11 protein-coding genes are annotated in these 14258 nt (G+C 71.3%); 7 read left to right on the forward strand and 4 right to left on the reverse strand.

Going from position 1 to position 14258, the window contains the following annotated elements:
* Positions 1 to 124: 124 nt before the first annotated feature.
* On the reverse strand, positions 125 to 973 hold the full coding sequence (locus FHR04_RS17105; protein WP_139404450.1) for a manganese catalase family protein: 849 nt from the start codon (positions 971 to 973) through the stop codon (positions 125 to 127).
* A gap of 736 nt (positions 974 to 1709) precedes the next feature.
* Between FHR04_RS17105 and FHR04_RS17110 the strand changes: the two genes are divergently transcribed.
* The 6 genes from FHR04_RS17110 (at position 1710) to FHR04_RS17135 (ending at position 7575) form a co-directional block, all read left to right on the forward strand.
* The gene (locus FHR04_RS17110) at positions 1710 to 2687 is read left to right on the forward strand and encodes an ABC transporter substrate-binding protein (protein ID WP_170214000.1); all 978 of its coding nucleotides are present in this window, start codon (positions 1710 to 1712) and stop codon (positions 2685 to 2687) included.
* Positions 2684 to 3628 carry an ABC transporter substrate-binding protein gene (locus FHR04_RS17115; protein WP_249039181.1) on the forward strand — a complete coding sequence of 315 codons (945 nt, stop codon included), beginning with the start codon at positions 2684 to 2686 and terminating at the stop codon, positions 3626 to 3628. Before FHR04_RS17110 ends, FHR04_RS17115 begins: the two co-directional genes overlap by 4 nt.
* Before the next feature lie 2 nt (positions 3629 to 3630).
* Positions 3631 to 4590 carry a sucrase ferredoxin gene (locus FHR04_RS17120; RefSeq protein ID WP_139404451.1) on the forward strand — a complete coding sequence of 320 codons (960 nt, stop codon included), beginning with the start codon at positions 3631 to 3633 and terminating at the stop codon, positions 4588 to 4590.
* Positions 4587 to 5606, forward strand: a complete 1020-nt coding sequence (locus tag FHR04_RS17125; RefSeq protein ID WP_249039182.1) for a FecCD family ABC transporter permease — start codon at positions 4587 to 4589, stop codon at positions 5604 to 5606. The genes FHR04_RS17120 and FHR04_RS17125 overlap by 4 nt, the downstream gene beginning before the upstream one ends.
* A gap of 143 nt (positions 5607 to 5749) precedes the next feature.
* A complete protein-coding gene (locus tag FHR04_RS17130; RefSeq protein ID WP_139404452.1) occupies positions 5750 to 6769 on the forward strand; it encodes a FecCD family ABC transporter permease in 1020 nt (339 codons plus the stop codon).
* The gene (locus FHR04_RS17135; protein ID WP_139404453.1) at positions 6766 to 7575 is read left to right on the forward strand and encodes an ABC transporter ATP-binding protein; all 810 of its coding nucleotides are present in this window, start codon (positions 6766 to 6768) and stop codon (positions 7573 to 7575) included. The genes FHR04_RS17130 and FHR04_RS17135 overlap by 4 nt, the downstream gene beginning before the upstream one ends.
* A gap of 86 nt (positions 7576 to 7661) precedes the next feature.
* On the opposite strand, the gene FHR04_RS17140 is transcribed toward FHR04_RS17135, so the two are convergent.
* The 3 genes from FHR04_RS17140 to ptsP all read right to left on the reverse strand — a co-directional run bounded on the left by FHR04_RS17140 (position 7662) and on the right by ptsP (position 13034).
* Positions 7662 to 9473, reverse strand: coding sequence for a PTS fructose-like transporter subunit IIB (locus tag FHR04_RS17140; RefSeq protein WP_139404454.1), 1812 nt, complete (start codon positions 9471 to 9473; stop codon positions 7662 to 7664).
* Positions 9474 to 9537: 64 nt separating this feature from the next.
* Positions 9538 to 10533, reverse strand: a complete 996-nt coding sequence (gene pfkB, locus FHR04_RS17145; RefSeq protein WP_249039183.1) for a 1-phosphofructokinase — start codon at positions 10531 to 10533, stop codon at positions 9538 to 9540.
* Complete coding sequence (ptsP, locus tag FHR04_RS17150; protein ID WP_139404455.1) at positions 10530 to 13034, reverse strand: phosphoenolpyruvate--protein phosphotransferase; 2505 nt, start codon at positions 13032 to 13034, stop codon at positions 10530 to 10532. The genes pfkB and ptsP overlap by 4 nt, the downstream gene beginning before the upstream one ends.
* Before the next feature lie 302 nt (positions 13035 to 13336).
* On the opposite strand from ptsP, the gene FHR04_RS17155 reads away from it, so the two are divergent.
* On the forward strand, positions 13337 to 14158 hold the full coding sequence (locus FHR04_RS17155; protein ID WP_139404456.1) for a DeoR/GlpR family DNA-binding transcription regulator: 822 nt from the start codon (positions 13337 to 13339) through the stop codon (positions 14156 to 14158).
* Positions 14159 to 14258 lie beyond the last annotated feature (100 nt).

The raw sequence follows: 14258 nt of genomic DNA on the forward strand, positions 1-14258 counted from the left end.
AGGGCGAGGGTGGTGAGTACGACGGCGGGTCTGGAACACTTGAACAGGGATGGTCCTCCTGAAAAGTGGGCTTAAGTCAAGGAAAAAACTGTTTGAAAGCGGCCTTTTCCTGCGGTTGACAGCTTCATTTGTGGTCTGCCGCCCCTTCCATCTGCTGCTTTTCGGCATACGCCTGGGGCATCGGGGGGGCCAGCTTCGGCTCCTCACCCATCGGCTGGACCGCATTCAGACGGAATTCGCCCAGACCGTCCAGCGACTCGCCCTGCGTCCAGCGGCCCGTCGGGAGGTCCACCCCGTCGACGCCGGTAAAGAAATAGTCGTAGCTGACCTTGCGCAGTTCCTCTTCCACCGGGAAGGAATTGGGGATGGGCAGGGTGCCTTTGTGACCGCCGAGTTCCTCGATCACGGCCAGCCACTGTTGCTGGTGCATGGTGTCGCGCGCGATCAGGAAACGCAGCATGTCCTTCATGCCCGGATCGTCGGTGGCCTCGAACAACCGGCAGGCCAGCGCGCGGCCCGTGGCCTCGGCGGTCACGTTGGCGTACATGTCGGCGGCCAGATTGCCACTCGCGTAGACGTGCGAACCATTGAACGGCACGCCGTTGGCATCCGAGGCCAGGGCGGCCATGCCCGCCGAGAGGTACTGGCGCGGATCCATGCCGCCCATCAGCGCCTCCACCACCGGGTTGTCGGCCGCCATCTGGTCCTTGAGCCGGGAGGGGGCGCCCTCCAGGTTCAGGGCCACGGCGGTGGCCAGCATCTCGATGTGGCCGATTTCCTCGGTGCCGGTGGACATCAGCATATTGCGGTACTTGGCCGGACCACGCGCGCCGAAGGCCTGGAACAGGTATTGCAGGCACACGCGCATCTCGCCTTCCACGCCGCCGATGGCCTGCTGAAGCAGGCGGGCAAAGCGGGGATCGGGGGTATCGACCCGGACGGTGTACTGCAGCTTGTTGTCGTAATAGAACATCGGTGACCTCCCAGGAAAAGACGCACCACCTGTCATGGAGCGTAGACCGTCATTACACGGCGGTCTCCCAGGCCCACCGTGAGTCTGACCTTGAGCGCGCCAGAAGCTGACCTTCACGGGGTCTTCCACTCACTCTCAGCCTGCTGGCCGCGCGCTGGCGTGACACTGACCGCGTGGAGCAGAACCTTCTCCTCCCGCAACACAGGGTCATTCAGGAACGTGCCTATGAACCGCAAAATTAGGCCTCAAGTGGCCGCAGGTTGGGTCCAGAGAAGGGGCGAGTGACGCCAGGGCGGGATTGCGGTGGTTCACCCCTCGCGTGGAGGCGAAGTAACGCCTAACCCGTTCAGGTAAGGTGGTCCCGGACCACATGCAAAAAACTTCCGCGAGGCGGCGGAGGTGGTCAGGCGCCATCCACCCGGGGGTGAGAGGGATGGGGAGCCACGGCATCACGCCCAGGGTCTTCGCTCCCGCCTTCATATTTTGGCCGCCGCTGACGGGCCGAGGCCCTCCCGATTCAGCGCCGTCTCAACCGCGGCTCTTGCCTTTGTGCCCGTCTCCCGCGCCGGCTTTTCCAGGATGCCCAGCCGCACCGGGCGGCGGCGGTCCCGACCACGCGGGGGTCCCGTGTGTCACCCACAGCGGGCGACTGCACCCCACTGATCCGTCAGCCGACAGCTTCAGGGGACTTCGGCCAAACTTGACTATTCCACTCGGATTAATTTAGCTTAGGGCCGTGAACCGATCTGTCCTCCTGCTGACCCTGGCGCTGGCGCCCGTTGCCGCCGCCCAGACCCAGCCTCAAAACACCCAGACCGCAACGACGCTAACCCTCAAGCACGACGAGGGCACCACTACCGTGAAGAAAAACCCGCAGCGCATCGTGGTGATGGACGAGGAGGCCCTGGGCTGGATGTTCGCGCTGGGGCTGGGTGACCGCGTGGTGGGGCTGGCGAGCAGCTACCTCTCGCCCACCGAGATCAGCGGCGGCAAGCTCAAGCCGGCCGTGCTGAAGGCAGGCTTCTACGCGCGCGGCCAGCTGAACAATCCCGCGTATGTGGGCAGCTGGACGGCCCCCAGCCTGGAAACCATCCTGGCGCTGAAGCCCGATCTGATTGTCCGCCTGACCTGGGACGGCAACCAGAACTACGACAAACTCAGTAAAATCGCCCCCACCGTGGGCTACGAGGAGGGCGGCCAGGGCTTCTGGCAAAAGGGCCTGCGTGACCTGGCCCGCGTGTTCGGCCGGCAGGTGCAGGCCGAGCAGGTGATCAAGGGCGCGGCGGACGTCAGCCGCAGCAACGCCCGCAAATTGCAGGCGGCGGGCGTGTTCAGGAAGTTCGACAAGGTGGTGGTGCTGGCCCCCTTCAGCGGCGGCAACACCTGGGCCTACAGCCGGGTGCGCCTGATCGACGACCTGCGGGCGCTGGGCTTCAAAGATGGCCTGAACGTCGGCACGGCCACGCTGGGCGTCGGGGCGCAGATCAGCGACGAGGCGCTGCTGGGCATCGACAAGAAGACGCTGGTGGTGCTGTTTCCCCCCGGCGGTCAGTACAACGGCGCGGACGCCTTCTTAAAGACCCCGGTGGGCCAGCGCCTCAAGGCCCAGAGCGTGCTGTACACCCCCGAGGCCTTCAGCCCGTATTCCGGCCCGCTGACCTCGGTTCGCAACAGCACCGAGGTCACGCGCCTGATTCTGGAGAAACTCAAGTGAGGGTCCTTCAAATGGGGCTGGCACTGGCCCTGCTGGGCGGCCTGGGGCTGTCGGCCTCGGCCCAGACGGCGCCCTGCAAGGGGCAGACGGTCACGCACGCCATGGGGCAGACCTGTGTGTCGGGCGTCCCCAAACGCGTGGTGGCGCTGGAGTGGGCCTACGCCGAGGACGTGCTGGCGCTGGGCGTGCAGCCGGTCGGGGTGGCCGACATCAAGGGGTACAACGAGTACGTCAGGATTCCGGTCACGCTTGCGGCGGGCGTGCAGGACGTCGGCACCCGCCAGCAGCCCAGCCTGGAGAAATTGCGGGCGCTCAAACCCGATCTGATCCTCACCACCAGGTTGCGCGCCGCCCAGAATTACCCCCAGCTCGCGGCCATCGCCCCCACCCTGGTCTTCGACACCTACGGCGGCGAATCTCAGTACGGCGAGATGCGCTCGACCTTCAGCGTGATCGCCGGGGCGCTGGGGCGAAGCAGCACGGCGCGGCAGGTGCTGAGCAATCTGGACGCGCGCCTCGACCGGGTGCGGGGTGACCTGAAGGCGGCGGGGCGCGGGGGCGAGGGCTTCGTGTTCGCGCAGGCCTACACCGGGGGCGGCGGCACGCCCACCATGCGGCTGTTCACCAAGAACAGCATGGTCAGCCAGATCCTGGAGCGGCTGGGCCTGGTCAACGCCTGGAAGGCCCAGCCGCAGCCCTACGGCTTCACCGAGGTCAGCCTGGAAGCCCTGGCCGGACTGAACACGAAAAACTTCCTGTACGTGACCCAGAAGGAAGACGCCGTATTCGCCGCGCCCAGCATCAAACCGCTGTGGCAGGGGCTGCCGTTCGTGAAGGCCGGCCGCGCCTACGCCCTGGACGAGCGCACCTGGACGTTTGGCGGCCCGCTGAGCGCCCTGACGCTGGCGAACGGCATCCGCGACCGGCTGCTGGGGCGCTAGGGATGACCGTACAGACCCGTGCCCCCCGCCTGCAGCTGTGCGCCGACGCCTCGCTGGCCGCCGGGGAAGACCCAATCGGCACCGCGCCCCACTGGCAGGAGGTCACCGTGCTGGAGCTGGACGTGCCGGTGTGGGCGCGCCTGCGCGACGTGGCGAACTGGACGCCAGAGCAGAGCGGCGTCTTCGAGCGCCTGCGCGGCCGGGTGGAGGCGTCGGGCGCGGGCTTCGGCCTGCTGATGAGCGCCCCGGCGCGGGCGGGGGCACCGCTGCGGGTGCGGCACTATGTCCGCCAGCACGGGGGCTTCGTCCGCCGCGACTACGCCAGCGATCTGCCCCAGACCGAGTGGGCGCGCGGCCTGACCGACACGCTGCTGGAACCCCAGAATCTCAGGGGCTGGCGGCCCGCCGAGGCCCCAAGCTCCGGCCCGGATCTGCACGTCTGCACCCACGGCACGGTGGACGCCGCCTGCGGACGCTACGGCGTGCCGGTGTACGCGGCGCTGCAGGCGGCGGGGCTGCGCTCGTGGCGCACCGGGCATTTCGGCGGCCACCGCTTTGCCGCCACCGCCGTCGACCTGCCGGGCGGCCTCCTGTGGGCGCACCTGAGTCCCGAGCTGGCCGTGCGGGTGGCCCGCCGCGAGGTGCATCCCGCCGAGGTGGCCGCGAATCTGCGCGGCTTCGCCGGGTTGCCCCCGCTGGCGCAGGTGGTCGACCGCGAACTGCTGATCCGTTCCGGCTGGGACTGGCTGCGCGCGGGACGCTGGGCGGAGGTCTCTGGAGAGACTGTCACCCTGCACTTCGAGCTGGACGGCGTCAGGGGCACGGCCCACGCCGAGGTCACGCCCGCCCCCTCCCTGCAACTGCCCGGTTCCAGCCACAAGCCCGCCCTGGGCGACGTCAAGCAGTGGCGGATGGGCGAGGTCAGCGTGGAGGTCTCCGCGCCCGCGCAGGCCACGGCTTGACCACCAAGGCCCTGCAGCCGCCACGCCCGCGCCTCTCCGGGCGGGTGCTGGCGTTTGTGCTGGCCGCGCTGCTGCTGCTGCTGGCGCTGCTGGCGTCGTTGGCGCTGGGAGCCAGTGAGATTTCGCTGGCGGGCGTGGCCCGGCTGCTGTTGGCCCCCGACGACAGCACCGACAGTCTGGTGGTTCACGCGCTGCGGCTGCCGCGCACGCTGGTGGCCGGGCTGGCCGGGGCGGCGCTGGCGGTGTCGGGGCTGCTGCTGCAGGGCGTGACCCGCAACCCGCTGGCCGATCCGGGCATTCTGGGCGTGGAGGCGGGTGGGGCCTTTGCCATTCTGGTGATGGTGGTGTTCTTTCCCACCGCGCCCGCCGCGCTGTTCGTGCCGGCCGCCTTCGTGGGCGGGGCGCTGGCGGCGGCGGCAGCCTACGGGGCCGCCCGCAGCGTGGGCCTGACGCCGCTGCGGCTGGCGCTGGCCGGGGTGGCGGTGGCCTACCTGCTGGGCGCGGCCACCCGCGCGGTGCAGATCCTGTTCGAGACCCGCGCCCAGGGCGCGCTGTTCGCGCTGTCCGGCTCGGTGGCGGGGCGCACCTGGGAGCAGCTGTGGCAGGTGGCGCCGTGGCTGGGGCTGGGGCTGATCGCCGCGCTGCTGCTGGCCCCGCGCGTCAACGTGCTGGCCCTGGGCGACGACATCGCCAGCAGCCTGGGCACCCGCACCGCCCGCGACAGCGCCGTGATCACCGCGCTGGGCGTGCTGCTGGCCGCCGCCTCGGTCAGCGTGGTGGGGCCGATCGGCTTCGTGGGCCTGGTCGTGCCGCACGCCGCCCGCGCCGTGATGGGCGCCGATCACCGCCTGAGCCTGCCGCTCGCGGCGCTGCTGGGCGCGGCCCTGCTGATCTGCGCCGACATCGCCGCCCGCCTGATCGACAAACCCGCCGAGACCCCGGTGGGCATTCTGGTGGCCGCCGCCGGGGCGCCTTTTTTCGTGCTGCTGGCACGGCGCCTCGGGCGGGGCCGCTGATCTTTTCGCTTCGAGGTTCACCATGAGAATAAAACTTCCCCTTCAATCGGCACTCGCCCCCAAATCGGCGCTCGTTGCCCTGTCCGCCCTCGCGCTGCTGCCCGACACCGCGCCCCCCGCCGCCTTCCGGGACCGGTGATGCGGTGACGGTGCCGCTGCCCACCCCGCGTTACACCGACGCCCGCGCCCTGGCCGTCGGGGCCGCGCTGGCCGTCCTGACCGCGCTGCTCTCGGTGCTGGCGCTGGGTCTTGGCGCGGTGGCGACCCCGGCGGCGGGGGTCTGGGCCGCGCTGTGGGGCGGCGGCGACGACCTGACCCGGCAGCTGGTGCTGGACCTGCGCCTGCCGCGCGTGGGCGTCTCGCTGCTGTGCGGCGCGATGTTCGCCGCGTCGGGGGCGATGCTGCAGGGCGTGATCCGCAACCCGCTGGCCTCGCCGGACATCATCGGCGTGGGGGCGGGGGCGGGGCTGGCGGCCACGGTCTTCCTGCTGGCGTGGCCCGCCGCCCCCCCCAGTGGCCTGCCGTGGGCGGCCTTGGCCGGCGCGTGGGGCGGCTTCGGGCTGGTGCTGCTGCTGTCGGGCGAGCGGCGCGGCGCGGGCGGCCTGCATCCGGTGCGGCTGGCGCTGGTGGGCGTGGCGGTGGCGGCGGCGCTGGGCGCCGCGCAGCAGCTGGTGCTGGTGCGGGCGCCCGACGGGCTGGGCGCGGCCCTGACCTTCCTGACCGGCACGGTCTACGGCGCGGATTCGGCGCGGCTGCTGCGGGTGCTGCCGTGGGCGCTGGCGCTGCTGCCCGCCGCGCTGCTGCTGTCGCGCACGCTGGACGTGCTGAACCTGGGCGAGGATCTGGCCACCGGCCTGGGCACGCGGGTGAATCCGGCCCGGCTGCTGTGCCTGGGCGTGGGCGTAGCGCTGGCGGGGGCCGCCGTGACCGGGGCGGGGATCCTGGGCTTCGTGGGGCTGCTGGCCCCGCACCTGGCCCGGCTGCTGGTGGGCGCCCGGCACGGACGGCTGCTGCCGGTCAGCATGCTGCTGGGTGCGCTGCTGGTGCTGGCCGCCGACACGCTGGGGCGCGCGCTGCTGCCCCCGCTGGAAGTTCCCGCGGGGATTTTCACCACGCTGGTGGGCGCGCCGTATTTTCTCTACCTGCTCAAGAGGAGCGCATGAACCTTTCTTCCCCCATCCCCGCTGCGCCGCTGTCCACCCATGACCTGAAACTGGCCTACGGCACGTCGGTCATCGTGCCGGGGCTGAACCTGAGCCTCAAGGGCGGCCAGGTCACCAGCATCATCGGCCCCAACGGCTGCGGCAAAAGCACCCTGCTGCGGGCGCTGGCGCGCCTGAGACCCGTGACCGGCGGCAACGTGGAGCTGTACGGTCAGGCGTTGCACGCGCTGCCCAGCCGGGAGGTGGCGCGGCGGCTGGCGATCCTGCCACAGGGGCCGACTGCGCCCGAGGGCCTGTCGGTGGAGGAACTGGTGTGGTTCGGCCGCCACCCGCACCAGGGCCACTTCCCGGTGCGCCGCCCCGAAGACCGCGAGGCGGTGGCCTGGGCGCTGTCCCAGACCGGCATGACGGTGTTCGCCGGCCGCCCGCTGGACGCCCTGTCCGGCGGGCAGCGCCAGCGCGCCTGGATTGCCATGAGCCTGGCCCAGCAGACCGAGATCCTGCTGCTGGACGAGCCCACCACCTACCTCGACCTGTCGCACCAGCTCGAGGTGCTGCAACTGGCCCAGCGCCTGAACCGCGACCAGGGCAAGACGGTGGTGATGGTGCTGCACGAGCTGAACCAGGCGGTGCGCTACAGCGACGAGATCATCGCCATGCACGGGGGCGAGGTGTACGCCCAGGGCCGCCCCGAGGACGTCCTGACGCCGGAACTGCTGGCCGACGTGTTCAACCTCAAGGCCCACATCCTGAGCGACCCGGACACGGGCCGGCCGTACCTCATTCCCTACGCGCTGACCCGCTGAGGGCGGTGGCCATAACGCCGGCAGAGGTGACCCGGCCTTCAGGTCACCTCTGCCGGCTCACGCGGCGCGGCGCGTCGGCTGCCGCTTCAGTCCGCCGCCACCTTCGCCGCGCCCGTCACTTCGGTGCTGACGATGGCGGGCGTTTCCAGCACCGGCTTTTTCAGGACGCCCAGCAGCACCGTGCTGACCACCGTGCCGGTCACGATCGCCACGACGTACATCGGCAGGTTGACCACCGCGTTGGGAATGAACAGCACGAAGATGCCCCCGTGCGGCGCGCGCAGCAGGCATCCGGCGGCCATGCTGATCGCGCCCGCGACTGCCGAACCGGCCATCAGCGACGGAATCACCCGCAGTGGATCGCGCGCCGCGAAGGGAATGGCGCCCTCGGTGATGAACGACAGGCCCAGCACCCCGGCGGCCTTGCCCGCCTCGTGTTCGTCGCGGGTGAAACGGTTTTTGAACAGCAGGGTGCCGAAGAACAGCGCCAGCGGCGGCGTCATGCCCGCGGCCATCGCGGCGGCGATAGGGCCGTAGACGTTGGAGCCCAGCAGCCCCACCGAGAAGGTGTAGGCCGCCTTGTTGATGGGGCCGCCCATGTCAAAGGCCATCATCAGGCCCAGCACCGCGCCCAGCGCACCGGCCGAGGCGTCGCCCAGCCCCTGCAGCCAGGTGGTGGCGGCGGTCAGCGCGGCGGCCACCGGGCGCCCCACCACGTAGACCATCGCCAGCCCCGTGATGGCGGTGCCCAGCAGCGGCAGGATCAGCGTGGGCTTGAGGCCCTCGAGGGTGCGCGGCAGCCGGATGCCCCGGTTGAGCCACAGCGTCACGTAGCCGGCCAGAAAGCCCGCGAGCAGGCCGCCCAGAAAGCCGCTGCCGCCCCCCAGCGCCAGCAGGCCGCCGATCATGCCGGGAGCGAGGCCGGGGCGGTCCGCGATGGAAAAGGCGATGTAGCCGGCCAGCACCGGCACGAACAGCCCGAAGGCCCCGGTGCCGCCGCCGATCTGGCTCAGCGCCGCGCCGAAGCTGCCGGGCGGCGGGTTGATGCCCCCGAAGGCGAAAGACAGCGCGATCAGCAACCCGCCCGCCACCACGAACGGCAGCATGTGCGACACGCCGGTCATCAGGTGCTTGTAGGCGCTGGGCACGCCCGCGTTCTTGGCGGCCTTGGCGGCCCCCGCCTGCGCGACAAAGTCGCCGCCGCCCCCGGCGCTCACCCCCGCCGCGCCGTAGGGGACAGCCTCGGCCAGCGCCCGCTGCACCAGCGCCTGTCCGCCCGAGATGGCGGGCTTGGTGCCGGTCTGGTAGACCCGCTTGCCCCCGAAACGCGCGAGGTCCACGTTGGTGTCCGCCGCGATGATCACCACGTCGGCGTCGGCGATGTCCTGCGCCGTGAGCGGATTGCCCGCGCCGACGCTGCCCTGCGTCTCGATCTTGACGCGGTGGCCCAGCGCCTTCGCGCCGTTTTCCAGTCCCTCGGCGGCCATGAAGGTGTGCGCGATGCCCGTGGGGCACGAGGTGATGCCGACGATGCTCAGCGGCCGGGCGGCGGACGGGGCGGCGGTGGGCGCGGCCGAGACGGGCGCAGGGGCGTCACCCGTGCTGGCGGCCTGCGCGATCACGCCCGCCGCGTCCTGAATGGCCTCGCCCGTGCGGACGCGCACGATGCGTTTTCCGGCAAAGCGCGCTTCGTCCAGCTGCGCGGTGGAGGCGAGAATCACCGCGTCCGCCGCGGCGATCTCGGCGGCGCTCAGGGGGTCTTGCACGCGCCCGCCGCCCTGCGTCTCGGCGCGCAGGGCGTGTCCGGCGGTCTGGGCGGCGCGGCGCAGCGTCTCGGCGGCCATCAAGGTCTGGGCGATGCCGGTGGGGCAGGCGGTGACAGCGACTAGTTTTGCCATGTGAGGGCCTCCTGGGAGGAGAGAGAAGGGAAGGGGCCGGGTCCTGCGGTCCTGAGGGTCAGAGTCACGCCGGTTCCACCTGTTCCGCAGACTGAATCTGCACCTGCGCGGCGAAGCGGTCCAGGTCCGCGCGGGGGGGCAGATGGGCGCCCAGCCGGGTGATGGCCCCCAGGCTGAAGGCGGTGGCGCGGCGCGCGGCGTCGGCGAGGTTCAGCCCCTCTCGGTGGGCGCTGACCAGCCCCGCCACCATCGCGTCGCCGGCGCCGACGGTGCTGTGAACGGTCACGCGGGGGGGCACGGCCCGAACGGCGTCCTGCCCACTGACCAGCAGCGCTCCCCGCTCACCCTGCGACACGGCCACCACGCTGGCCCCGCGCCGCAGCAGTTCCCGCGCCGCGGCCAGGACCTCTGCCTCACGGTCCAGGGAACGGCCCAGCGCCGCCTCCAGCTCGTGGATGTTCGGCTTGACCAGATCGGGCAGCGTGTGGGCCGTCAGGGCCGCCGTCAGCGCCGGGCCGCTGGTGTCCAGGGCCACGAAACAGCCTGCCGCCCGCAGCTTCGCGGCCAACCGGGCGTAGAAGTCGGCCGCCACGCCGGGCGGCAGGCTGCCCGCCAGCACAAAGGCGGGGCGCCCGGGCATCAGGGCGGTGAGGCGGGCGTCCAGCGTGGCCAGCGCCCCCCGGGTGGCGGCCAGCCCCGGCAGGTTGATGTCGGTGGTTTCCTGCGCCGCGCCGTCCGCCAGCTTGATGCCCACGCGGGTGAGGCCCGGAACGCGCACAAAGGCGTCGTGCATGTGCTTGGCCTGAAACAGGGCCTCAAACGCCTCTGGATTCCCGGCGCCCAGCAGCCCGGTCACGGTGACCGATAGGCCCCAGTCGGCCAGAAACGAGGCCACGTTGACGCCCTTGCCGCCCGCGTCCTGCTGATAGGCCTGCGCGCTGTTGACCTGGCCCCGCCGCCAGCCGTCGGCCTGCACGGTCAGGTCCAGCGCAGGATTGAGGGTCAGCGTCACCACGCTGGGGCCTGGAGACGGGGAGCCTGGAGAACTGGGGGCGCTCACGCCACCGCCTCCCCGTCCACCACGGGACGCACCAGGGCGCGGACCGCCTCGGCGGCGGGCTGGTTCAGGGCCTCGCGCGCCAGGGCCTGCAGTTCAGGCAGGGTGCGCCCGCGCAGCGCCGCCTTGACCCCCGCGACTTGCGGCGTGCTGACCGACAGTTCCCGGACGCCCAGCCCTGTCAGCAGCAGCGCGCCCACCTCGTCGCCTGCCGCGCCGCCGCAGACGCCCACCCATTTGCCGTGCCGTTCGGCGGCCTGCACGGTCAGGTGAATCAGTTGCAGCACGGCGGGGTGCATGGCGTCGGTCTGGCGGGCCAGTTGCGGGTGCAGCCGGTCCATCGCCAGGGTGTACTGGGTCAGGTCGTTGGTGCCCACGCTGAAAAAGTCCACCTCGGCGGCCAGGGCGCCTGCGATCAGTGCCGCCGAGGGCACCTCGATCATCACGCCCAGCGGCACCTCGGGGGCATCCAGTTCGCGGCGCACCGTGTCGAAGATGGCGCGGGCGCGGCGGAAATCTTCCAGCGTGGAGATCATCGGGAACATCAGGTGGATGTTCGGGTAATCCTTGGCGGCCCGCGCCACTGCCCGCAGTTGCGGCAGGAACAGGTCCGGGCGCTCGAAGCACAGCCGGATGCCGCGCAGCCCCAGGAAGGAGTTGTCCTCGCGGGCCAGGCCCAGGTACGGCACCTCCTTGTCGCCGCCGATGTCCAGCGTGCGGATGATCAATGGGCGGCCTTCCAGCGCCAGGGCCATCGCGCGGTACTCGGCCTCCTGCTCCTCCTCGCCCGGCACGCTGTCGCGCTCCAGGAACAGGAACTCGGTGCGCATCAGGCCCACGCCCTCGGCCCCGGCCTCCAGCGCGGCCCCGGCGTCGGCGGCGCGGTTGATGTTGGCCGCCACCTCCACCCTCGCGCCGTCGCGGGTGGCCCCCGGCTCGAAGCGGGCGGCGCGGGCCGCCTCGCGCCCCCGGGTCAGCACGTCCTGGCGCTGGCGTGCCGAGTGCACGTCCGCCTCGGAAGGGTTCAGGTACAGCCGCCCCGCCGCGCCGTCCAGGATGGCGGGGGTGCCGTCGGGCACCTCCAGCACGCCGCTGCCGGCCGCCACCACGGCGGGCAGCCCCAGGCCACGCGCGATGATCGCGGTGTGGCTGGTCGGCCCGCCCAGCGCGGTCACGAAGCCGAGCAGGGTGTCCGGCCCCAGCCGCGCGGTGTCGCTGGGCGTCAGGTCCGGGGCCAGCAGAATCACCGGGCCGCCGGAATGCACCTCCGGTTCGTGCACCCCCAGCAGCTGCCGCAGCACCCGCCGCTGCACGTCGCCCAGATCGGCGGCGCGGGCGGCCAGCGTGGGGTCGTCGAGCTTCTGAAGCTGGGCGATGCGCGTGCCGGTGGCGGCCTGATACGCCCAGGCCGCGCCGTGGCCGTCCAGAATGCGGCCCACCGTATCCTGCACGGTGCCCTCGTCCGCGAGCAGTTCCTGGTGGGCGCGGAAAATGGCGGCCTTGTCGGCGCCGAACTTCGCGCTCACGTCGTTCACCACCCCGTCCAGCTCGGCGTGGGCGGCGGCCAGCGCGTCGGTCAGGCGGGCGGCCTCCTGCAGCGGATCGCCGGGGTCGTCGCGCACCTCCAGCGGCCTGGGGGCGTGCTGCCGGGTCACGCCCACCACCAGGCCGTCGGCGGCGGCCACGCCCTCCACGGTGGCGCCAACGGCCTGCGGCGCCCAGTCGGGTTCCCGGCGCGCGGGGGTCTGGCCCGCCGGGGCGGCGCTGAGGTCATCGCCCAGTCCGGCGCGGATGGCGTCGGTTACGGCGGCCAGCAGTTCGGGGCTGTCCGCGCTCACGGTCAGGGGCGTGCCACGCGTCAGGCCCAGGCCCAGCACCTCCATCAAACGGGTGGCGTCGGCACTCTCACCCGCGCTCTCGCCCGAGTCGCGGGTCAGCTGCGCCCGCCCGCCGCGCGAACGCACCAGATTCGCCAGCCCGGTGGCTGGACGCGCGTGCATCCCCAGGGGATTGGGCAGCGTGACCTGCGCCGAATAGGGGAGGGTCGGCCCGGTGTCTGGTGTGTTGGCGGGCCGTTCGCCTGTCAGCGCGGCCTGCACGTCGCCCGCGTCGGTGGTGGCCGAGAGCTTGTCCACCAGCGCGTCGTCGCCCAGCACGCGGGTCAACCGGCGCAGGAGGTCCAGATGTTCGTCGCTGGCGGCGGCGATGCCCACCACCAGGCGCACCGTCTCGCCGCCCTCGCCCCACTGGACGCCGCCGGGCACCTGCAGCACGGCGATGCCCGTCTGGCGGATCAGGTGCCGCGTTTCGGGCGTGCCGTGCGGAATGGCGATGCCGCTGCCCAGGTAGGTGTTGGCCTGCTGCTCGCGGGCCAGCATGCCCTCCACGTACCCCGGCGCGACGCGGCCCGCCGCCGTCAGCAGCGCGGCCACCTGCGCGATGGCGTCGGCCTTGCTGCCGGCCTGCGCGCCCAGACGGATCAATGTCTGCGGAAGATCAATCATCCCTGCCCCCCTTGTGCGGCCACACGGACGGGCCGCCTTCTGCTTCGTATTGACGAATTATGATTACTTTTGAGCAATTAAGATCATATCCGGGAAGGGGTGAGGTTGCAAGCCCTGGCTTCATTGATGAAGAGAGCTGTTCCGAGACTCGTTTGGTGGATCGAATTGCGCGTCCACGACGTTTCCGGGCCGATGGCGGTCTGGTCTGGCCGGGAGACGGCCCAGGTTGAGGCTGGCTCTGCAGCGAGCCTAGACCTGAAGAAATTTGAGCAATTCTGCATTCTGCGTTACCCTGGCGGCAGATGACTGCTCCCCTTGCCGAGGAACGCCTGGCCCGGATTCTCGATCTGCTGGCCCGCCAGGGCACCGTCCGCACCGTGGCCCTGACCGAGCAGCTGGGCGTCAGCGGCGCGACGGCGCGGCGGGACCTGGACCTGCTGGCGCAGCGCGGCCTGATCCGTAAGGTTCACGGCGGCGCGGCGCTGGCCAGCCAGGACCAGCACTATCAGGACCGGCAGCAACTGGAGCAGGGGGGCAAGGCCCGCCTGGCGGCGGCGGCGGTGGAGCTTCTGTCTCCGGGGCAGACGGTCTACATCGACGCCGGGACCACCGCCCGGCAGGTGGCGCGGGCGCTGCGGCGCACTCCCGCCCTGACCCGGACCCTGCGGGTGGTGACGCACGGGCTGGACGTGGCCTATGAACTCAACGGCGAGTGTCCCCTGTACGTGGTGGGCGGTGAGGTGTACGGCTCGACCTACAGCCTGACCGGTCCCGACGCGCTGGCCGCCGCCGAGCGCTACTCCTACGACGTCTTTCTGGTGGGCTGCACCAGCATTGACCCGGACCGCGGCCTGACCAACAGCAACCTTGTCGAGGCCCAGCAGAAGACGGCGATCATGCGCCGCGCCCGCCGCAGCGTGCTGATCGCGGACCACCGCAAGTGGGGCCACGCGGGTTTCGCCACCTTCGCCGCGCTGGGGGACGTGGCGGCCTGGGTCACCGACCACGCCCCGGCAGGCGCGCGGGCCGCTTTCGAGGCGGCAGGGGTGCAGGTGATGGAAGCAGACCACCCGCCTGAAGAGCTGAATGGAGCGTGCGCTCTGTACCGGACATCTTCGAGTTGAGGCTGTGCTGGACGGGAAATCCCTGAACGTGTGACAGGTTGCGAATCGGCAGGATAAACGGCGGTGTTTTGGGTGTGTGACGACTCCAAAACCCGCCGAT

It is taken from the genome of Deinococcus radiopugnans ATCC 19172 (genome assembly GCF_006335125.1).
GTDB classification, from domain to species: domain Bacteria; phylum Deinococcota; class Deinococci; order Deinococcales; family Deinococcaceae; genus Deinococcus; species Deinococcus radiopugnans.